Raw genomic sequence first — 16,472 nt, forward strand, 5'->3', positions numbered from 1 at the left:
TCGCCGCTGGCCGCCACGCATTGGGGCCTGGGCACCCTGGCCGAGGGTGTGGTCGACGAATCCAACGCCCGGACCCGCTTCCTTCTGGTCGGGCGGCCGGGCCCGCCGCCGGCACGCACCGGAGCCGACCGCACCTCGGTGGTGTTGCGCATCGACAACGCGCCTGGCGCGCTGCTGGCCGCGCTCGCCGAATTCGCCGTCCGCGGCATCGACCTCACCCGCATCGAATCCCGGCCAACCAGAACGGGTCTCGGCATCTACCGCTTCTTCGCCGATTGCGTCGGCCATATCGACGACGACGCCGTCGCCGAGGCACTCAAAGCGCTGCACCGTCGTTGTGCTGATGTGCGTTATCTCGGTTCCTGGCCCACCGGCTCGCCGGCGGGGGCGTTGCCGCCGTCGGCCGACGAGGCCGCGCGCTGGCTGCAGCAGCTGCTGGACGGCAAGCGCGACGAGTCCGCCGGGGGAGCGCGGCGGTGAGCGGCCGGTTGATCCTGGTGCGCCACGGCCAGTCATACGGAAACGTCGAGCGCCGGCTCGACACCCGCCCGCCGGGTGCGGAGTTGACGCCGTTGGGTCGCGACCAGGCCCGGGCATTCGCCCGCGGGTCGGGGCGCCCGGCGATGCTCGCGCATTCGGTGGCCACCCGGGCCTCGCAGACGGCCGAGGTGATCGGCGGCCAGGTCGACGTGCCCCCGATCGAGGTGGCCGGCGTCCACGAAGTCCAGGTTGGGCGGTTGGAAAACCGCAACGACGACGACGCGGTCGCCGAGTTCAACGCGATCTACGAGCGGTGGCATCACGGCGAGCTCGACGTGGCGCTTCCCGGCGGCGAGACCGGCAACGACGTGCTGGACCGCTACGTCCCGGTGCTCACCGACCTGCGCCTGCGTTACCTCGACGACCGCGACTTCCACGGCGACATCGTCGTCGTCAGCCACGGCGCGGCGATCCGGCTGGCCGCGGCGGTGCTGGCGGGTGTCGACGCCGAGTTCGCGCTGGACAATCACCTGGACAACGCTCAATCGGTGGCCCTCACCCCGATCACCGACGGGCGGTGGAGTTGCGTGCGTTGGGGAACGCTGACCCCGCCGTTCTACCCGGGGGAAGAGGCGACGCCGGTCGCGGACGCGGTGCGGTCCAGCGCCGACCCGATGGGTTGACCCGTCAGACGGCCAGGGCGATCACTTCGGTGCACACGCACCCGACGGCGTCGCAGTCGATCACGAAGGCGTGCGGCAACAGCTCGGGACTGAAGCAATCCGGCTCCGTGCATTCCGACCGGTGCAGTGCGTGGCGAATGATGGTGCCGTGACAGTGATCTAAGCCTGCCCGACAGTCGCGGCAGTCAATGCTCATAGGTCAGTTCATAGCACCCGTCGCGGACAAAGTCGGGATGCCGCGCCCGGCGATCCCGGCGCCGCGCCAGATTCTCAGGCCCAGCCCAGCTGGTGCAGCCGGTCGTCGTCGATGCCGAAGTGGTGAGCGATTTCGTGAATCACCGTGATGGCCACCTCCTCGACGACCTCGTCCTCGGATTCGCAGGCGTCCAGCAGCGCGTCGCGGTAGATGGTGATGGCATCCGGCAGGGATCCGGAGTAGTCGGAGTCGCGTTCGGTCAACGCCACCCCCTCGTACAGGCCGAGCAGTTCGGCGTCCTCGGGATGGCGGTCTTCGACCAGCACGACGACGTTGTCCATGGCGGCCGCCAGCTCGGGCGGGATGAGGTCGAGGGCGTCGGAGACCAGTTCGTCGAAGCGTTGCGGATCCATCCGGACGGACACCCGCCTAGCCTCCCGGCGGGGGCGCGGCGGGCGGTGCCTCGGGTGCGGGGTTCGCCGGTGGCGGAGGCGCGGGCGCCGGTGCCTCGGGTGCCGGGTTGGCCGGCGGGGCGCCGTTGTCCGCCGGCGGTGCCTGCTGGGCGGGCGCCTGCTGTTGCGGGGCCTGCTGCTGGGGTTGCTGCGCGGGCTGCTGGCCGGGCAGGTGCTGGTTGTTCGGCGGGATCTCCGGGGCCGAGCCGGTGCCGGCGCCGGACTGGCTGGACGGCGGCTGAGCCGGGACCTGAAGCGGGATCGGCGGCATGGTGAGCCGCTCCTCGGGGATGTCGGGCGGCGGTACCGGCGGTTGACCGTTGATCAGCAGCTGGCCCTTGGCGCTGTTCAGCAGGGTGGCCCAGCCGCCGTTGCCCAGCGTCGCGCCGATGCTGCAGGCCACCTCGCGGCTGCCCGCCGTCCAACTGGCCAGCGGCACCGTCGGGTAGATCAGCGTCAAGGTGGTGGTGCGCAGCTTGACCGGCGCCAGGTACGCGTCGGTCATCTTGGTGCACGAATCCTTGATGAAGCCGTCCTGGTCGGGCTCGGCCGGCAGGCCACCGGGGAATTTTTCGGCCAGGTTGACCGTACCGGTGACCTCCATGGCGTGCGGCGCCGCGCAGTCGACGGGCGCGTCGGTCGGCTGGTTGGTCGCCGAGTCGATGCCCAGACAGGTGCCGGCCGGCCACACCTTGGACTGGTCGACGTCGGCGACCTTGCCCTTGAAGGCCTGCTGCTGGTTGTTCATCCCGGGCAGTTGCAGGCCGCACAGCATCCGACGGTCGCCGTTCTGGCGCCAGGCCCGGTCGCCGGGCCACAGCAGGCTGACGGTGAACTTGCTGTTCGGATCGAACTTGGGCCCGAGGTAGGTGCGGACGGCTGCCTCGCACTGCTCCTGGGTGATCTGCTGGATGCGCGCGGGCGTCGGGGGTGCGGCGTTGGGCCCGTATTCGGAGCCCGGGAATGTCCGCATGTCAATCGATTCGGCGACTTCGAACTTGTGGTCGTCACCGCAGTTGACGATCCTCGCCGACTCCGGGGTTGTCTCCGGCCACATCAGGCACTCCCCGGTGGCGGCCCGGTTGAAGGCGGCGTCGCTCTTGGTTCCGGTGCTGCGCACCGGGCTGCTGTCGAGGAACCGGCCCGACCCGGGACCGCCGACCGGTATCGCCGTAACCAGCCCCGCGATCAGCAGGCCGCCGAGGGCGGTCAGCAGCAGCGCGCGCCGGGTCGCCCGGGCCTGCAGGCTGCGCGGCCAACCGAAGGCCGACGGCTGCTGTTCGGACGGCTCGACCGCCCGGGTTTCCCGGGCTTCCGAAAGTTCCTTCTCGGGCGCTTGCGACATCCGCTCCATTCTGACAGGAGCGCCTGAGACCGGTGACAAAAGTTACGGATGTGAGTCCTGCGACTTTCCACCGTGGATGCGCCGCCAGCCGCCCCGAACCGGTGAAAGTAGTCTCAGGGCCGTGATCGACCTGAAGCTGCTCCGGGAAGACCCCGATGCCGTGCGCCGCTCCCAGCTCAGTCGTGGGGAGGACCCGGCGCTGGTAGACGCGCTGTTGACGGCCGACGCCGCCCGCCGGGCCGCAATTTCGTCGGCCGACGGGCTGCGGGCCGAACAGAAGTCCGCCAGCAAGAGCGTCGGGGCGGCCTCTCCCGAGGAGCGCCCGGCCAAGCTGGCGCGCGCCAAGGAATTGGCCGAGCAGGTGAAGACAGCCGAAGCCGCCCAGGCCGACGCGGAGGCTGCGTTCACCGCGGCGCACATGGCGATCTCCAACGTCGTCATCGACGGGGTGCCCGCCGGCGGCGAGGACGACTTCGCGGTGCTCGACGTGGTCGGCGAGCCCGTTGCGATCGACGACCCGAAGGACCACTTGGAGCTCGGCGAGTCACTCGGGCTGATCGACATGCAGCGCGGGGCCAAGGTGTCCGGGTCGCGGTTCTACTTCCTGACCGGCAAGGGCGCGCTGCTCCAGCTGGGCCTGTTGCAACTGGCGTTGCGGCTGGCCGTCGAGAACGGCTTCATCCCAATGATCCCGCCGGTGCTGGTGCGCCCGGAGGTGATGGCCGGCACCGGGTTCCTGGGCGCCCACGCCGACGAGGTCTACCGCGTGGAGGCCGACGACCTCTACCTGGTGGGCACCTCGGAGGTGCCGCTGGCCGGCTACCACGCCGACGAGATCCTGGACCTGTCCGGCGGGCCGCTGCGGTACGCGGGGTGGTCGTCGTGTTTTCGCCGTGAGGCCGGCAGCTACGGCAAGGACACCCGCGGCATCATTCGGGTGCATCAGTTCGACAAGGTCGAGGGCTTCGTCTACTGCACCCCCGCGGACGCCGAGGCGGAACACCAGCGGCTGCTGGGCTGGCAGCGCGAGATGTTGGCCCGCATCCAGGTGCCGTACCGGGTGATCGACGTGGCCGCGGGCGATCTGGGTTCGTCGGCCGCACGCAAATTCGATTGTGAGGCTTGGGTTCCCACGCAGGGCGCCTACCGCGAGTTGACGTCCACGTCGAACTGCACCACGTTCCAGGCGCGCCGGCTGGCCACCCGCTTTCGCGACGAGGCGGGCAAACCGCAGACCGCCGCCACGCTCAATGGCACGCTGGGCACCACGCGGTGGCTGGTGGCGATCCTGGAAAACCACCAACAGCCCGACGGCAGCGTGCGGGTGCCCGAGGCCCTGGTGCCGTTCGTCGGCACCGAGGTGCTCGAGCCGGGTGGCCACCGATAACTAGCGCGCCTTCGCCGCCACCTGGCCGGGCGTATGCCCGAAGGCTCGCCGGTAGGTGTCGATGAATGCACTCGGTGTGGCCCAACCGCATTCGGCCGCCACCGACGTGACGTCGCGCCGCTCGGCGAGCAACACCAGGGCGTGCTGCAGCCGCACCTGGGTGCGCCACTGCGGGAACGTCATCGCCAGTTCGTCGCTGAACAGGCGGCTCAGCGTGCGCTGGCCGACCCCGAGCCGGTCACCGATCTGCCGCAGCGACAACGACTCCCGCAGGTTGTCGGCGATCAGCGCGCACGCTTGGCGCAGCCGGCCGTCGACCGGTGTGGGAACCCACAGCGCCTCCCCGATGCCGACGGCCTGTAACTGGTCATGCAGCACGGCCAGCATCCGGTGGTGCTCGTCGGTGTCGGTGCCATCGGTTTGCGAACACGCGATGATCAGTTCGCGCATCAAGGGATTGACCGCCAGCACGGCGGGGGCCGCGGGGCCGCGGCGGTAGCGGTCGGGGTCCAGCGCGACGCCGTGAAACCGCGTGGTGCCGTGGAACTTGTGTTCGTGCCAGCACCCCGCGGGTATCCAGATCGCGCGGTTCGCCGGCGTGATCCACGTTCCGGTCGGGGTGGTCACCGAGACGGCACCCGAGGACGGGTAGACGATCTGGTGCAAAGGATGGCGGTGCCGCTCGATGTGGGATCCCGGCGGCAACGTCTGCGACGAAGTCGCCACCCCGTGGTGGCTGAATTCCGACATATCACGGCAGGATATCGGAAGCCCGCACTCCATGTCGGCGCCTAACGTTCTCGGTATGGCGATGAATCTTTTGCACCGACGGCGCTGTAGCTCCGTGGGCTGGGAGCAGGCGGTGGCCGATCAGCTGTTGCCGTGGGCCCTGCGGGACGTCGAATTGGGCGCGCGGACTTTGGAAATCGGTCCCGGCTACGGGGCGACGCTGCGTGCGCTGCTCGATCGGGCGGCGTCGCTGACCGCGGTCGAGGTCGACGGGGCGATGGCCGATCGTCTGCAGCGCCGCTACGGTGATCGCGCGCGCATCATCCACGGCGATGGCAGCGAAACCGGTTTGCCCGCAGACCATTTCACCTCGGTGGTGTGCTTCACCATGCTGCACCACGTGCCCCGCGCCGAACTGCAGGACCGCCTGCTCGCCGAGGCGTTCCGCGTGCTGCAACCGGGCGGGGTCTTCGCCGGCAGCGACGGCGTCCCGTCCCTTGCATTTCGGCTGCTGCACGTCGCCGACACCTACAACCCGATCCCGCCAACCGACCTGCCGGCGCGGCTTGCGGCGGCGGGATTCACCGACATCCACACCGAGGTCAAGGGTGGCCGGCAGAAATGGCGGGCCGCCAAACCGATCGGCTAAGCGGCTACCGTCGCACGGTCGCGCTCGTGGCGGCGCTGCCGCTCCATCGTGGCGAAGTAGAACGCGAACGCGAACGCGAAGCTGGTGAACAGGCTGGACACGAAGTACAGCCACGGGTGGCGCAGGCCTCTGCGGTAGCCGTCCACGATCGTAAAGATCGGCAGCAGAACGACATTGGCGATCGTGTAGTCCTGGCTGGCCGAGCTGGCGGCCGGGTTGGTGAACATCAGCCTGATGTATTCGAACCAGCTGCCGTGTTCGCCCCACAGCGGATTGGTGGATCCGTGCGCGTACTGCTGCACGTAGGTGATGTTGAAGTACCAGCCGAGGGCGACCGACGCGATGCCGACGACGTAGTACACGACTTCCATTGGCGAGAACAGCGGGCCGCTGGCCGGCCGGGCGAAGACTCCTCTGTTGGCCAGAACGATCCAGCTGATGACCGCCAGTCCGAGTACCGCGTGAGTGAGTAGCGAGACCATGGGCGCAGTCTCACCCGGGTTCGGAAGTTTTGTCAATATTGTCAAAAACTTTCTTGATACCTTACTGCCATGGTCCGGCCCGCTCAGACGGCGCGCAGCGAGCGCACGCGCGAAGCGCTGCGCCAGGCCGCCGTGGTGCGGTTCCTGGCCCAGGGCGTGGAGGACACGTCGGCCGAGCAGATCGCCGCGGACGCCGGGGTGTCGCTGCGGACGTTCTACCGCCACTTCAGCTCCAAGCACGACCTGCTGTTCGCGGACTACACCGGGCTGCACTGGTTTCGCGCGGCGCTGGAGGCCAGGCCGGTCGACGAGCCGGTCATCGACTCGGTGCAGGCGGCCGTCTTCGCCTTCCCGTATGACGTTGAGGCCGTGACGAAGATCGCCGCGCTGCGGGGCGGTGACCTGGACCAGGGCCGCATCGTCCGCCACATCCGCGACGTCCAGGCCGACCTGGCCGACGCCATCGAGGAGCAGCTGCGCCGGCGCAGTGGCGCGACCGATCGAACGCCGGATGTGCGGCTGCGGGTCACTGTGACCGCGCGGTGCATCGCGGCCGCGGTGTTCGGCGCCATGGAGGCCTGGATGGTCGGCGACGATCGGTCGCTCGGCGAACTGGCCCGGATCACCCACGTGGCGCTCGAGTCGCTGCGCGGCGGGATCTCCGGCACGTGGACCACTGCAGTTTCGTCATAATTGACAAAACTTTGCGGTCGTGCGAGCCTCCCTTTCGGAGGGCAGGACATGACTGAATACGACGCGATGGTTATCGGTGCCGGGCACAACGGGCTCACCGCGGCAGTGCTGCTGCAAAAGGCCGGGCTGCGCACGGTGTGCCTGGATCCCAAGCTCTACGCGGGTGGCATGGCCTCCACCGTCGAGCTTTTCGACGGATACCAGTTCGAGATCGCCGGCTCGGTGCAGTTCCCGACGTCGCAGGTGGTGGTCGACGAGCTGGGCCTGGACACCCTGCCGACCATCGACTTGGACGTGATGTCGGTGGCGGTCCGCGGCGTCGGCGACGATCCGCTGATCCAGTACAGCGACCCGGTCAAGCTGTTCACCCATCTCAACGAGGTGCACGGCGCGGACGCCGTCAACGGGATGGCGGGGCTGATGGCGTGGAGCCAGGGCCCGACCCGCGCGCTGGGCCGGTTCGAAGCCGGCACACTCCCCAAAAGCATCGATGAGATGTATGCCTGCGCCACAAACGAATTCGAGCGCTCGGCGATCGACGACATGCTGTTCGGCTCGGTCACCGACGTGTTGGACCGCTATCTGCCCGACCGCGAGAAGTTCGGTGCGATCCGCGGCTCGATGACCGTGCTGGCCGTCAACACGCTCTACCGGGGCCCGGCCACGCCGGGCAGCGCGGCCGCGCTCGCCTTCGGGCTCGGCGTGCCCGACGGCGACACCATGCAGATGAAGAAGCTGCGCGGCGGCATCGGCGCGCTCACCGCGCACCTGTGCGACGTGCTGGAAAGTCATGGCGGCGAGCTTCGGTTGCGCACCAAGGTGACCGAGATCCTCGTCGCCGAAGGGCGGGTGACCGGCGTGCGCACCGAGGCGGGCGAGACGTTGCACGCCCCGATCGTCGTCTCCGGCATCGCGCCGGACGTCACCCTCAACGAGATGATCGAACAGGGCGCGCTGCCCGCCGATATTCGGGAACGCTATGCCCGCATCGACCACCGCGGCAGCTACCTGCAGATGCATTTCGCGCTCGAGGAGGCGCCCGTCTTCGCCGCGCCGTATGAGGCCCTCAACTCACCGGCCATGCAGGCCTCGATCGGTCTGTTCTGCACGCCGGAGGAAGTCCAGCAGCAATGGGAGGACGCGCGGCGCGGCATCGTCCCGGCCGACCCGACCGTCGTGCTACAGATCCCGTCGCAGAACGACCCGGACCTTGCACCCGACGGCAAGCACGCCGCGTCGGCGTTCGCGCTGTTCTTCCCGATCGAGGGCGACGTCGACTACGGGCAGGCCAAGGTCGAGATGGGCCAGCGGGTGATCGACAAGATCACCAGGCTCGCCCCTAATTTCGAACGCAGCATCATCCGGCACACCACCTTCACGCCCAGGCACATGGGTGTGATGTTCGGCGCGCCCGGCGGGGATTACTGCCACGGGTTGTTGAACGCCAACCAGATCGGGCCCAACCGGCCCGGCCCGCGGGGCTTCCTCGGCCAGCCGATCCCGATCGAGGGCCTGTATCTGGGCAGCGCCGGCTGTCACGGGGGCCCCGGCATCACCTTCATCCCCGGTTACAACGCGGCGCGCCAGGCGCTCGCCGACCGCGGGGGCGCGGGGGCGTCCTAGCCGCGCCGGCCGAGCAGGTCGTCCAGCAAAGCGGTGAACTCTTCGGGACGCGCCGGCGTGAACGCCGGGCTGGGCCGCGTGCCCGGCACGTCCAGCGTGATCAACGTCGACTTGAGCGGGCGGCCGATGTCCAGCGGCAACCAGCGGCGGAAGTCCGAGCTGCCCCAGATCCGGAAGCGCTGGGTGAAAAGGCCGAGCTGCTCGGCCTTGTACCCGCGGATCGCGTCGAGCGCGATCACCTTCGCCGTACCGGAAGGAAAGTGGTAGCGGCGCAACGTGATCGCCGCACGATCCAGTTGGATCAGGCCGTCGTCGTAAGATGCGCTCACGCCCGCGAACTCCGCAGCTGGTGGCCCTTGGCGGTCAGGCAGCGACCGTCGTCCAATCGCCACTGCCAGCCATGCAGGTTGCAGGTCAACGTGTTTGCCTCGACGACGCCGAATTTCGATAGGTCGGCCTTGAGGTGCGGGCAGCGGCGCTGAATCTCCCAGCCGTCCAGCGTGACCGACGCCGAGTCGTCGTGCGTCTCGGCGAACCAGCCGTCGGCGTAAGCGATCCGTTCGTCGGTCAGGCACTTGAAGAACGTGTACAGGTACTCGTTGTAGCCGCCGACACGCCAGGCCCGAAACCGGGTCGACAAGAAGATGGTGTTGACCCAGTCCGGCTCGCGATCGCGCAGCACGGTGCGAACCAGCTCCGGTGCTATCTCGAAGCCGTAGCGCACCTTCTCATCCGGGATGCGTTCCCGCACAGCACGTTTCGGGAAGTCCAGGACCACGGTTTCCGGCCCCAGCACCAGTTCGACGGGATAGCCGATTCCGTCGCAGATCTCATCACTTTGCGACATGATCGGCTCGAACAGGGCGCGCAACGGTTCCAGCAGCGGCTCCCCGGTGGCGGGTGCCCAGCTCGCCCGCTCGGCGGCGACGACGGGCGCCATCCGCTCGGCGTAGTCGGCGATGTAGTCGGCCTTGCCCGTGGTGAAGATGGCCTCGACTTGATCGGTGGGCAGCGGGTGGATCAGCGAATTGAGCTGCGAGCCGGTGAAATCGGCGGTCGACCCGGGAATCATCAGCAGGCCGCCGTCGTGGCCGTGTTTGCGCATCTGATCCAGGAACACCATCTGGTCGGGGAAGATGTTGGCCGGATCCGCGTGGTCGTCGTTGAGGTGGCGCAGTTCCGGATCGAGGAAGCAAGGCGGCCCCGCGGACGGCACCACCCACGTCGCCCCGACCTGGGCGAGGTACTGGCGGGCGCGGTCCATCTGGCGTTGCCGCTTCTGGATGCCGAACGACTCCTTGGCGCGGGCCGGCATGTCGTAGACCATCGGGTACCAGATCGCCCCGGAGTACTGCAGCAGGTGCACGTCGATGTGCCCGAATTCGGTGGCCAGCACGTCCAGATCCACCGGCCGGGCGTCGTTCATGTTGAAAACCGTTGTCGCGCCGTCGGAAACCATCAGCGCCGAATCGCCGATCGGACCGTCGGCGGGCGCCCGCAGCGCGATGATCATGACGTCAAGCTCGCCCTTCGGGCCGGCGATCCGGTGTTTTACCGAATCGCCGGTCTCGAAGAATCGGTGAAACCCCAGCTTTTGCAGTTCGTTTCGCAGGTCGGGCACCGGAAAGTCCGGCAGCAACACCACGGCGTCCTTGTTGACGTGCTCGGCCAGATTCTTCGCGTCGAAGTGGTCCCTGTGCAGGTGCGACACATACAGGTAGTCGCAGTCACCCAGCTCGTCCCAGTCCAGCGTGCTGTTGTCCGGGAAGGGGAACCAGGACGCGAAGTAGGCCGGATTGACCCAGGGGTCGCACAGGATGCTGCCCGCTTGGGTCTGGATCAGAAATCCGGCGTGGCCGACGCTGGTGACCTGCACTGATACCTTCCTGGGGCCGGTAGAAGGCCTTCGAAAGGCTTCTGCGGCCTCGGCCGGGGATGACGGCTTTTCAGCCCCCGAGCTTAGCGCGAACCGGCACCGTCGGCGTTCCACAACCGCCGGTAGTAGTCGATGCGCACGGGGTCGGGCTCGACGCCGTATGCGGCGAAGAATTCCCCCTCCCACCCCCGGCCGGGATAGTTCCAGCCCAGCGACAGCGTTGCCACCGCAAGGTCGGCCCACCGGTCGCCCACACCGAGATCGCCGAGATCAACATGTCCGCTGTAGCGGCCCCGGCCGTCGATCAACGTGTTCGGCGCGCATGCATCGCCGTGGCAGACCACCAGCCGGTCGACCGGCGGTGGCTCAGCAAGCGCCGACCGGGCTGCCGCCGGTAATGCGGCCAGCCGGACGTTCGCCGACCAGTCGAAGGGGCACGCGTGGGCCGGAAGTCGGTCATGCAATGCGCGTAGACCCGCACCGATTGCGCGCACCGCGACATCCGGTGCCGCCAGCCACCGTGGATCCACGGCCGACAGGCCGGGGAGCCCCCGAGTGCGCAACCACGAATGGTCCCCGGCCATCCCGTGGCCGAGCACTTCCGGCACCGTCCGCAGGTGGCGACGTGCCCACCGCAGGCGGTGCGCCTCACCGGCCAAGTCGGCGGCGCCGGGCTCAGCCACCTTGATGAATTCAATGCCGGCGGTGGCCTCCCCAGCAGCCGTGTCAGCACCCACCCGAAAGGTCACTCCGCCGAGCTCATTGACCCAGACCGCCCGCACCGGCCGGCCGGCGGCGAACCGGTCGACGATCGCAGGTACCGGGGGTGGGGATGACGGGGCGGACAACGAGGGCCTCCTTGTGGCGCTTTTGGATTCTCGGCTGTTGGGGCGGCACGTTGCCGGGAGCATTAGGCTGAACTGCTGTGGAACCGGTTTACGGGACTGTCATTCAACTCGCCCGCCTGGTGTGGCGCATCCAGGGCCTGAAGATCACGATCGCGGGCGTGGAGAACCTGCCGACAAGCGGCGGGGCGGTTATCGCGATCAACCACACCGGCTACCTGGACTTCACCTTCGCGGGGTTGCCGGCCTACCAGCAGGGTCTGGGCCGCAAGGTGCGGTTCATGGCCAAGCAGGAGGTGTTCGACCACAAGGTCACCGGGCCGATCATGCGCAGCCTGCGGCACATCTCGGTGAATCGCCAGGACGGCGCCGCCTCCTTCGAAGCCGCCGTCCGCCACCTCAAGGACGGTGAGCTGGTCGGCGTCTACCCCGAGGCCACGATCAGCCGCAGCTTCGAGATCAAGGAATTCAAATCCGGCGCCGCGCGGATGGCGGTCGAGGCCGGGGTGCCGATCGTTCCGCACATCGTCTGGGGCGCCCAGCGGATCTGGACCAAGGACCACCCGAAAAAGCTCTGGCGGCCCAAGGTTCCGATCATCGTGCTGGTCGGCGAACCGATCGAGCCGACGCTGGCCATCGAGGAGCTCAAGGGGCTGCTGCACTCGCGCATGCAGCATCTGCTGGAGCGGGCGCAGGAGATGTACGGGCCGCACCCCGCCGGTGAGTTCTGGGTGCCCCATCGGCTGGGCGGGGGCGCGCCGTCGTTGGCGGAGGCGGCCCAGCTGGAGGCCGAGGAGGCGGCCGCCCGGGCGGCGCGGCGGGCCCGGTCTGCAGGGGCGCCGGAGTCGTGATCAATGGTGGAGCCGACCTTCCGCGCCTTGGAGCTGCTGGCTCATCTGGTCGTCAAGGCCACCGGCACCAGGATCACCTACCGCGGTGAGGAGCAGATCCCCGAGCGGGGCGGCGCCGTGGTGGCGATCAACCACACCAGCTATGTCGACTTTCTGCCGGTCGCGCTGGCCGTCCACCGCCGGGGGCGTCGGCTGCGGTTCATGATCAAAGCCGAGATGCAGCAGGTCAAAGCGGTCAACTTCCTGATCAAGCACACCCGCACCATCCCGGTGGATCGCGGCGCCGGGGCGGGCGCCTACGCGATGGCGGTGCAGCGGCTGCGCGAGGGCGAGCTGGTGGGGGTCTATCCGGAGGCCACCATCAGCCGCAGCTTCGAGCTCAAGGAGTTCAAGAGCGGCGCCGCCCGGATGGCCATCGAAGCCGACGTCCCGATCGTGCCGGTGATCGTCTGGGGGGCTCAGCGCATTTGGACCAAGGATCACCCGCGAAATGTGGGTCGCGCCAAGATACCCATTACTGTGCAGGTAGGCGCGCCGTTACGGGCGCGCGAAGACATCGCGCAGACCGACGCCGCCCTGCGCGACTCGATGACCACCTTGCTGCACCGCGCGCAAGAGGACTATCCGGGCGAGCCCGGAGCGTATTGGCTGCCGCGCCGGCTGGGCGGCGCAGCGCCGACCCTGGCCGAGGCCGCTCGCATCGAGGCAACCGAGGCTGCGGCCCGCGCGGCCAAAAGGGCCGAGCGCCCGTCGCAGTAGGCGAAGGAGAAGACATGCCCGAGGGGTTCTACCGGCTGGCGGAATGGATCGTTCCGCCGATGGTCGCGATGCAGGGGACCAAGTTCACCTACCACGGCCTGGAGAACATTCCCGCGCGCGGCGGCGCCTTGCTGGCGCAGAACCACACCAGCTATCTGGACTGGCTGCCGACGCTGATGGCCGTGCGCGAGCGCGGGCGGCGCGCCTACTTCATGATCAAGGCGGAGATGGCCGACGTGAAGGCGGTCAACTACGTCATCAATCACGCTCGGCTGATCCCGGTGGACCGCAGGTCCGGGCACGACGCCTTCGAGGTGGCCGTGCGGCGCATGCGCGAGGGCGAGCTGATCGGGATGCATCCCGAGGCCACCATCAGTCGCAGCTTCGAACTGCGCGAGTTCAAGACGGGGGCGGCGCGCATGGCGCTGGACGCACACGTGCCGATCGTTCCGATCGTCGTGTGGGGCGCTCACCGGATCTGGCCCAAGGACCATCCCAAGAAGGTGTTCCGCAACAAGGTCCCGATCACGGTGGCGGCCGGGCAGCCGTTGCCGCCGCGCGGCACACCCGAGGAACTCAACCTGGTGTTGCGTTCGGCGATGAACGACCTGCTGTACCGGGTGCAGGAGGAATATCCGCACCCGAAGGACGAATTCTGGGTGCCGCGGCGGCTGGGCGGCGGCGCGCCCACGCAGGAGGATTCCCGGGCGCTGCGGTTGTCGGAGCTGCAGGAGCGAATGCGCAAGTACGGCACCGACGGCGTGACCCGGCCCGGGCAGAACCAGAGCGGGCTGCATTGAGCCGTCCGGCCAGCCGCCGAGGGGGACGGTCTCGATGACCCTGCCGACGCTCATCGCCTGCGACGTCGACGGCACCCTGTTCGACGACGACGAGAAGATCTCCCCGCGCACCCGCGACGCCATCCGCGCCGCGGTGGGCGCCGGTGCGCAGTTCGTGGTGGCGACCGGCCGTCCGCCGCGCTGGATACCTCCGGTCGTCGATGCGCTGGGTTTCGCGCCGATCTCGGTGTGCGCCAACGGCGCCGTCATCTACGACGCCGCGACCGACCGGGTGGTGTCCACCCGCACGCTGAGCGTCGACACCCTGGCCGAGCTGGCGGAGCTGGCCACCCGCGTCATCCCGGGCGCCGGTCTGGCCGTCGAGCGGATCGGAGAAAGCGCGCACGACACGGCCACGCCTCAGTTCGTCAGCTCGCCGGGCTACGAGCATGCCTGGCTGAACCCGGACAACACCGAGGTGTCGATCCAGGATCTGCTCAGCGCCCCGGCGATCAAGCTGCTCATCCGCCGGTCCGGAGCCCGCAGCGCCGACATGGCGGCCGAATTGGCCAAGCACGTCGGCATCGCGGGCGACATCACCTACTCCACCAACAACGGGCTGATCGAGATCGTGCCGTTGGGCACCAGCAAGGCCACCGGCATCGACGAGATCGCACGGCCGTTGCAGATCACCCCCGAGGAGGTGGTGGCCTTCGGCGATATGCCCAATGATCTGCCGATGCTGCGGTGGGCCGGACATGGCGTGGCGATGGGCAATGCCCATCCCGACGTGCAGGCCGCCGCCGACGAGGTGACCACCGCCAACAACGACGACGGGGTGGGCCGCGTGCTAGAACGCTGGTGGCTTTAGGGCTGCGTCACGTCGGCGTCGGGTGCGACGGCAGCGAGAAGTGCTCGGCCGGAACCGTTGGGCCGCTTGGGGATTCGGTGGTCAGTGGAATGGTGATCCCGTCGACCACCTCGGAGACGTTTCCGGTCAGCCGCTCGTAGTTGAGCGTGCCATGCGCGAAATTCTGCGTAATCTGTAGCGGCTCTTGAATTTCCGCGCTGGTCGGCAATCCGAGCGGGCCACGTTCATAGCTCTGCGAGCCCCAGGCGTCGTAGATGGCGCCGGTGACCGGCTGGGCGCCGGTCTCGGGTGACCAGTACATCGCGCCCCGGGCGAAGGTGACGAAGCGGGCGTCGCCCTCCGCGCTGTCTTCCGGTGAGGTCGGCGAGCCCAGCACGCTGGTCATCCCGCCGATCGCCTGCCAGTGGTCATAGATCGCACCGCCCTGCAGCGCCTTGAGCAACTCTTCGGGCGGATCGTTGACATGCGATGCGATATCACGCATTTCGTCCATCAACGCGTAGGCCGCGTTGCCCGGGCAATCGGTGTTCCCGACGTCGCGGTGGGTGAAGATCGTCGGCAGCGTCGCGACGGCGCCGGCCGGGAAGGTGGTGTAGTGACTGCCGGCCGATTCCAGTTGCACCGTGGCCTTCGGGTCGACGCCGTCCAGGCCCAGCCGCCAGCCCAGCAACCGGCCCATGGTCCGCAGCTGGATCGGGGTGGGGGGCACGTCGTCGAAGTTGCCGATCATCGCCACACCCCAGGTGTTGCGGTTGAATCCGCCGGTGTGGAAGGCCTCGACCGCCTTGGTCATCCCGCCCGCGCTGCCCTCGAACACCTGGCCGTACTTGTCCACCAGCGCGTTGTACGCGATGTCGCACCAGCCCAGCGTCTTGCTGTGGTAGGTGTAGATCGCTTTGACGATGCCGGCCGATTCAAGCGGCGAATAGTCGTTGCTGCCGGCGGTGTGGTGGACCACCGCCGCGCGAATCCCGTTGTCGTACTGCGGGGAACCGCATCGCAACGATTCGTCGGCGCCCCATTGCGCGCGGCTGATGATGGGCGGGGCCTGGCCGGGCATCAAGACTCCGGCCGGTGGTGTCCAATGCGTGTCGGCCGGCGCCTGCGGTGGGGAGATGAGGACGGCCGAGATGTTCTGCCCCAGGGGCTGTTCCCGGGATGCCGGCTTATAGCCCAGGTCGGGTTTCTCGGTCGGCGGCGCCGGGGGCGGTTGGGTCACCGCGGCGTCCAGCGGCCGGGTGACCGCGATCTGAACCGTCGTGGTGGTGCCGACGAACACTGGATCGGTGCCGCGGGGCCCCTCGAGGGACCCCGCCGTTGTCGCCCCGTCGGGTGCCGCGGTTTCGTACTCGGTCTGATACCAGGGACCCCACGAGCCGTCGCGGTGCTTGGCCCGCACGCGCGTCGACGTGCCGGCCAGGTCGCCGGTGAGGGCGACCAGCGAGAAGGGGGTGGCCTGACCGATTTCGCGGACCGTGACGCCGGCCCCCAACCCGACCAGCGGCTGTTCGACCAGTTGGGTGCCGCGGGACGGCCGCGGGCTGGCGGCGCCGCGATCGCGAGTCGTGTCGGCCACCCACGAGACGAGGACGACGGTCGCCGCCATGGCGGTGAGCAGCATCGTCGGCGCACGACTGCGAGACACCAGCCGATGTTACGTGTGTTCCTAATGTTATCTATGAGACGACACGAGCTGAGCGGCGGCGAATGTCGACCAAAATCGACGGCACCGCAGACATTTCTGCGGTGCCGTCTTGTGGAGGGTTTGTAAA

General features: G+C 68.5%; 18 protein-coding genes and 1 pseudogene. 10 read left to right on the forward strand and 9 right to left on the reverse strand.

The window, feature by feature from the left end; genetic code table 11:
- The coding region (locus DQP58_RS22055) for an ACT domain-containing protein (RefSeq protein ID WP_114149363.1) at nucleotides 1-480 on the forward strand (480 nt) is incomplete at its 5' end.
- Nucleotides 477-1,163 carry a histidine phosphatase family protein gene (locus DQP58_RS22060; RefSeq protein WP_112710318.1) on the forward strand — a complete coding sequence of 229 codons (687 nt, stop codon included), beginning with the start codon at nucleotides 477-479 and terminating at the stop codon, nucleotides 1,161-1,163. The genes DQP58_RS22055 and DQP58_RS22060, both read left to right, overlap by 4 nt.
- A 4-nt stretch (nucleotides 1,164-1,167) precedes the next feature.
- Here the strand turns inward: DQP58_RS22060 and DQP58_RS22065 are convergent, their stop codons facing one another.
- The 3 genes and pseudogenes from DQP58_RS22065 to DQP58_RS22075 form a co-directional block, all read right to left on the reverse strand.
- Entirely contained in the window at nucleotides 1,168-1,359 is a 192-nt protein-coding gene (locus tag DQP58_RS22065; protein WP_066871612.1) for a hypothetical protein, read from the reverse strand.
- Nucleotides 1,360-1,362: 3 nt separating this feature from the next.
- A pseudogene (locus DQP58_RS22070) lies at nucleotides 1,363-1,784 on the reverse strand (metallopeptidase family protein).
- 4 nt (nucleotides 1,785-1,788) lie between these two features.
- Nucleotides 1,789-3,165 carry a septum formation family protein gene (locus DQP58_RS22075; protein ID WP_112710320.1) on the reverse strand — a complete coding sequence of 459 codons (1,377 nt, stop codon included), beginning with the start codon at nucleotides 3,163-3,165 and terminating at the stop codon, nucleotides 1,789-1,791.
- A 112-nt stretch (nucleotides 3,166-3,277) separates the two neighbouring features.
- On the opposite strand from DQP58_RS22075, the gene serS reads away from it, so the two are divergent.
- Nucleotides 3,278-4,543, forward strand: a complete 1,266-nt coding sequence (gene serS, locus DQP58_RS22080) for a serine--tRNA ligase (RefSeq protein ID WP_112710321.1) — start codon at nucleotides 3,278-3,280, stop codon at nucleotides 4,541-4,543.
- Here the strand turns inward: serS and DQP58_RS22085 are convergent, their stop codons facing one another.
- Nucleotides 4,544-5,293 carry an AraC family transcriptional regulator gene (locus tag DQP58_RS22085; protein ID WP_112710322.1) on the reverse strand — a complete coding sequence of 250 codons (750 nt, stop codon included), beginning with the start codon at nucleotides 5,291-5,293 and terminating at the stop codon, nucleotides 4,544-4,546.
- Between the two features lie 55 nt (nucleotides 5,294-5,348).
- Between DQP58_RS22085 and DQP58_RS22090 the strand changes: the two genes are divergently transcribed.
- Nucleotides 5,349-5,921, forward strand: coding sequence for a class I SAM-dependent methyltransferase (locus tag DQP58_RS22090; protein ID WP_112710323.1), 573 nt, complete (start codon nucleotides 5,349-5,351; stop codon nucleotides 5,919-5,921).
- Here the strand turns inward: DQP58_RS22090 and DQP58_RS22095 are convergent.
- Nucleotides 5,918-6,403 carry a DUF2834 domain-containing protein gene (locus DQP58_RS22095; protein WP_112710324.1) on the reverse strand — a complete coding sequence of 162 codons (486 nt, stop codon included), beginning with the start codon at nucleotides 6,401-6,403 and terminating at the stop codon, nucleotides 5,918-5,920. The genes DQP58_RS22090 and DQP58_RS22095 overlap by 4 nt on opposite strands.
- 69 nt (nucleotides 6,404-6,472) lie before the next feature.
- On the opposite strand from DQP58_RS22095, the gene DQP58_RS22100 reads away from it, so the two are divergent.
- The gene (locus DQP58_RS22100; RefSeq protein ID WP_112710325.1) at nucleotides 6,473-7,096 is read left to right on the forward strand and encodes a TetR/AcrR family transcriptional regulator; all 624 of its coding nucleotides are present in this window, start codon (nucleotides 6,473-6,475) and stop codon (nucleotides 7,094-7,096) included.
- A 48-nt stretch (nucleotides 7,097-7,144) separates the two neighbouring features.
- A complete protein-coding gene (locus DQP58_RS22105) occupies nucleotides 7,145-8,719 on the forward strand; it encodes a phytoene desaturase family protein (protein WP_112710326.1) in 1,575 nt (524 codons plus the stop codon).
- Here DQP58_RS22105 and DQP58_RS22110 read toward each other — a convergent pair.
- The 3 genes from DQP58_RS22110 to DQP58_RS22120 all read right to left on the reverse strand — a co-directional run bounded on the left by DQP58_RS22110 (nucleotide 8,716) and on the right by DQP58_RS22120 (nucleotide 11,443).
- Nucleotides 8,716-9,048, reverse strand: a complete 333-nt coding sequence (locus DQP58_RS22110) for a hypothetical protein (protein ID WP_066873143.1) — start codon at nucleotides 9,046-9,048, stop codon at nucleotides 8,716-8,718. The genes DQP58_RS22105 and DQP58_RS22110 overlap by 4 nt on opposite strands.
- Nucleotides 9,045-10,595 (reverse strand): MBL fold metallo-hydrolase, encoded by a 1,551-nt coding sequence (locus DQP58_RS22115; RefSeq protein ID WP_112710327.1) that lies wholly within the window; start codon nucleotides 10,593-10,595, stop codon nucleotides 9,045-9,047. Before DQP58_RS22115 ends, DQP58_RS22110 begins: the two co-directional genes overlap by 4 nt.
- An 83-nt stretch (nucleotides 10,596-10,678) precedes the next feature.
- On the reverse strand, nucleotides 10,679-11,443 hold the full coding sequence (locus tag DQP58_RS22120; protein WP_112710328.1) for a phosphotransferase: 765 nt from the start codon (nucleotides 11,441-11,443) through the stop codon (nucleotides 10,679-10,681).
- Nucleotides 11,444-11,520: 77 nt separating this feature from the next.
- On the opposite strand from DQP58_RS22120, the gene DQP58_RS22125 reads away from it, so the two are divergent.
- From DQP58_RS22125 to DQP58_RS22140, 4 genes are read left to right on the forward strand one after another with little or no spacing between them, the layout of a single operon-like run.
- A complete protein-coding gene (locus tag DQP58_RS22125; protein WP_112710329.1) occupies nucleotides 11,521-12,291 on the forward strand; it encodes a lysophospholipid acyltransferase family protein in 771 nt (256 codons plus the stop codon).
- A 3-nt stretch (nucleotides 12,292-12,294) separates the two neighbouring features.
- Nucleotides 12,295-13,050 (forward strand): lysophospholipid acyltransferase family protein, encoded by a 756-nt coding sequence (locus DQP58_RS22130; RefSeq protein WP_112710330.1) that lies wholly within the window; start codon nucleotides 12,295-12,297, stop codon nucleotides 13,048-13,050.
- 14 nt (nucleotides 13,051-13,064) lie between these two features.
- On the forward strand, nucleotides 13,065-13,850 hold the full coding sequence (locus DQP58_RS22135; RefSeq protein ID WP_112710331.1) for a lysophospholipid acyltransferase family protein: 786 nt from the start codon (nucleotides 13,065-13,067) through the stop codon (nucleotides 13,848-13,850).
- Nucleotides 13,851-13,884: 34 nt separating this feature from the next.
- Nucleotides 13,885-14,700, forward strand: a complete 816-nt coding sequence (locus DQP58_RS22140; protein WP_112710332.1) for an HAD family hydrolase — start codon at nucleotides 13,885-13,887, stop codon at nucleotides 14,698-14,700.
- 7 nt (nucleotides 14,701-14,707) lie between these two features.
- On the opposite strand, the gene DQP58_RS22145 is transcribed toward DQP58_RS22140, so the two are convergent.
- Complete coding sequence (locus DQP58_RS22145; RefSeq protein ID WP_205869509.1) at nucleotides 14,708-16,348, reverse strand: LGFP repeat-containing protein; 1,641 nt, start codon at nucleotides 16,346-16,348, stop codon at nucleotides 14,708-14,710.
- Nucleotides 16,349-16,472: the final 124 nt, after the last annotated feature.

The sequence above is a fragment of the Mycobacterium colombiense genome, assembly GCF_003284975.1.
Lineage (GTDB): Bacteria > Actinomycetota > Actinomycetes > Mycobacteriales > Mycobacteriaceae > Mycobacterium > Mycobacterium europaeum_A.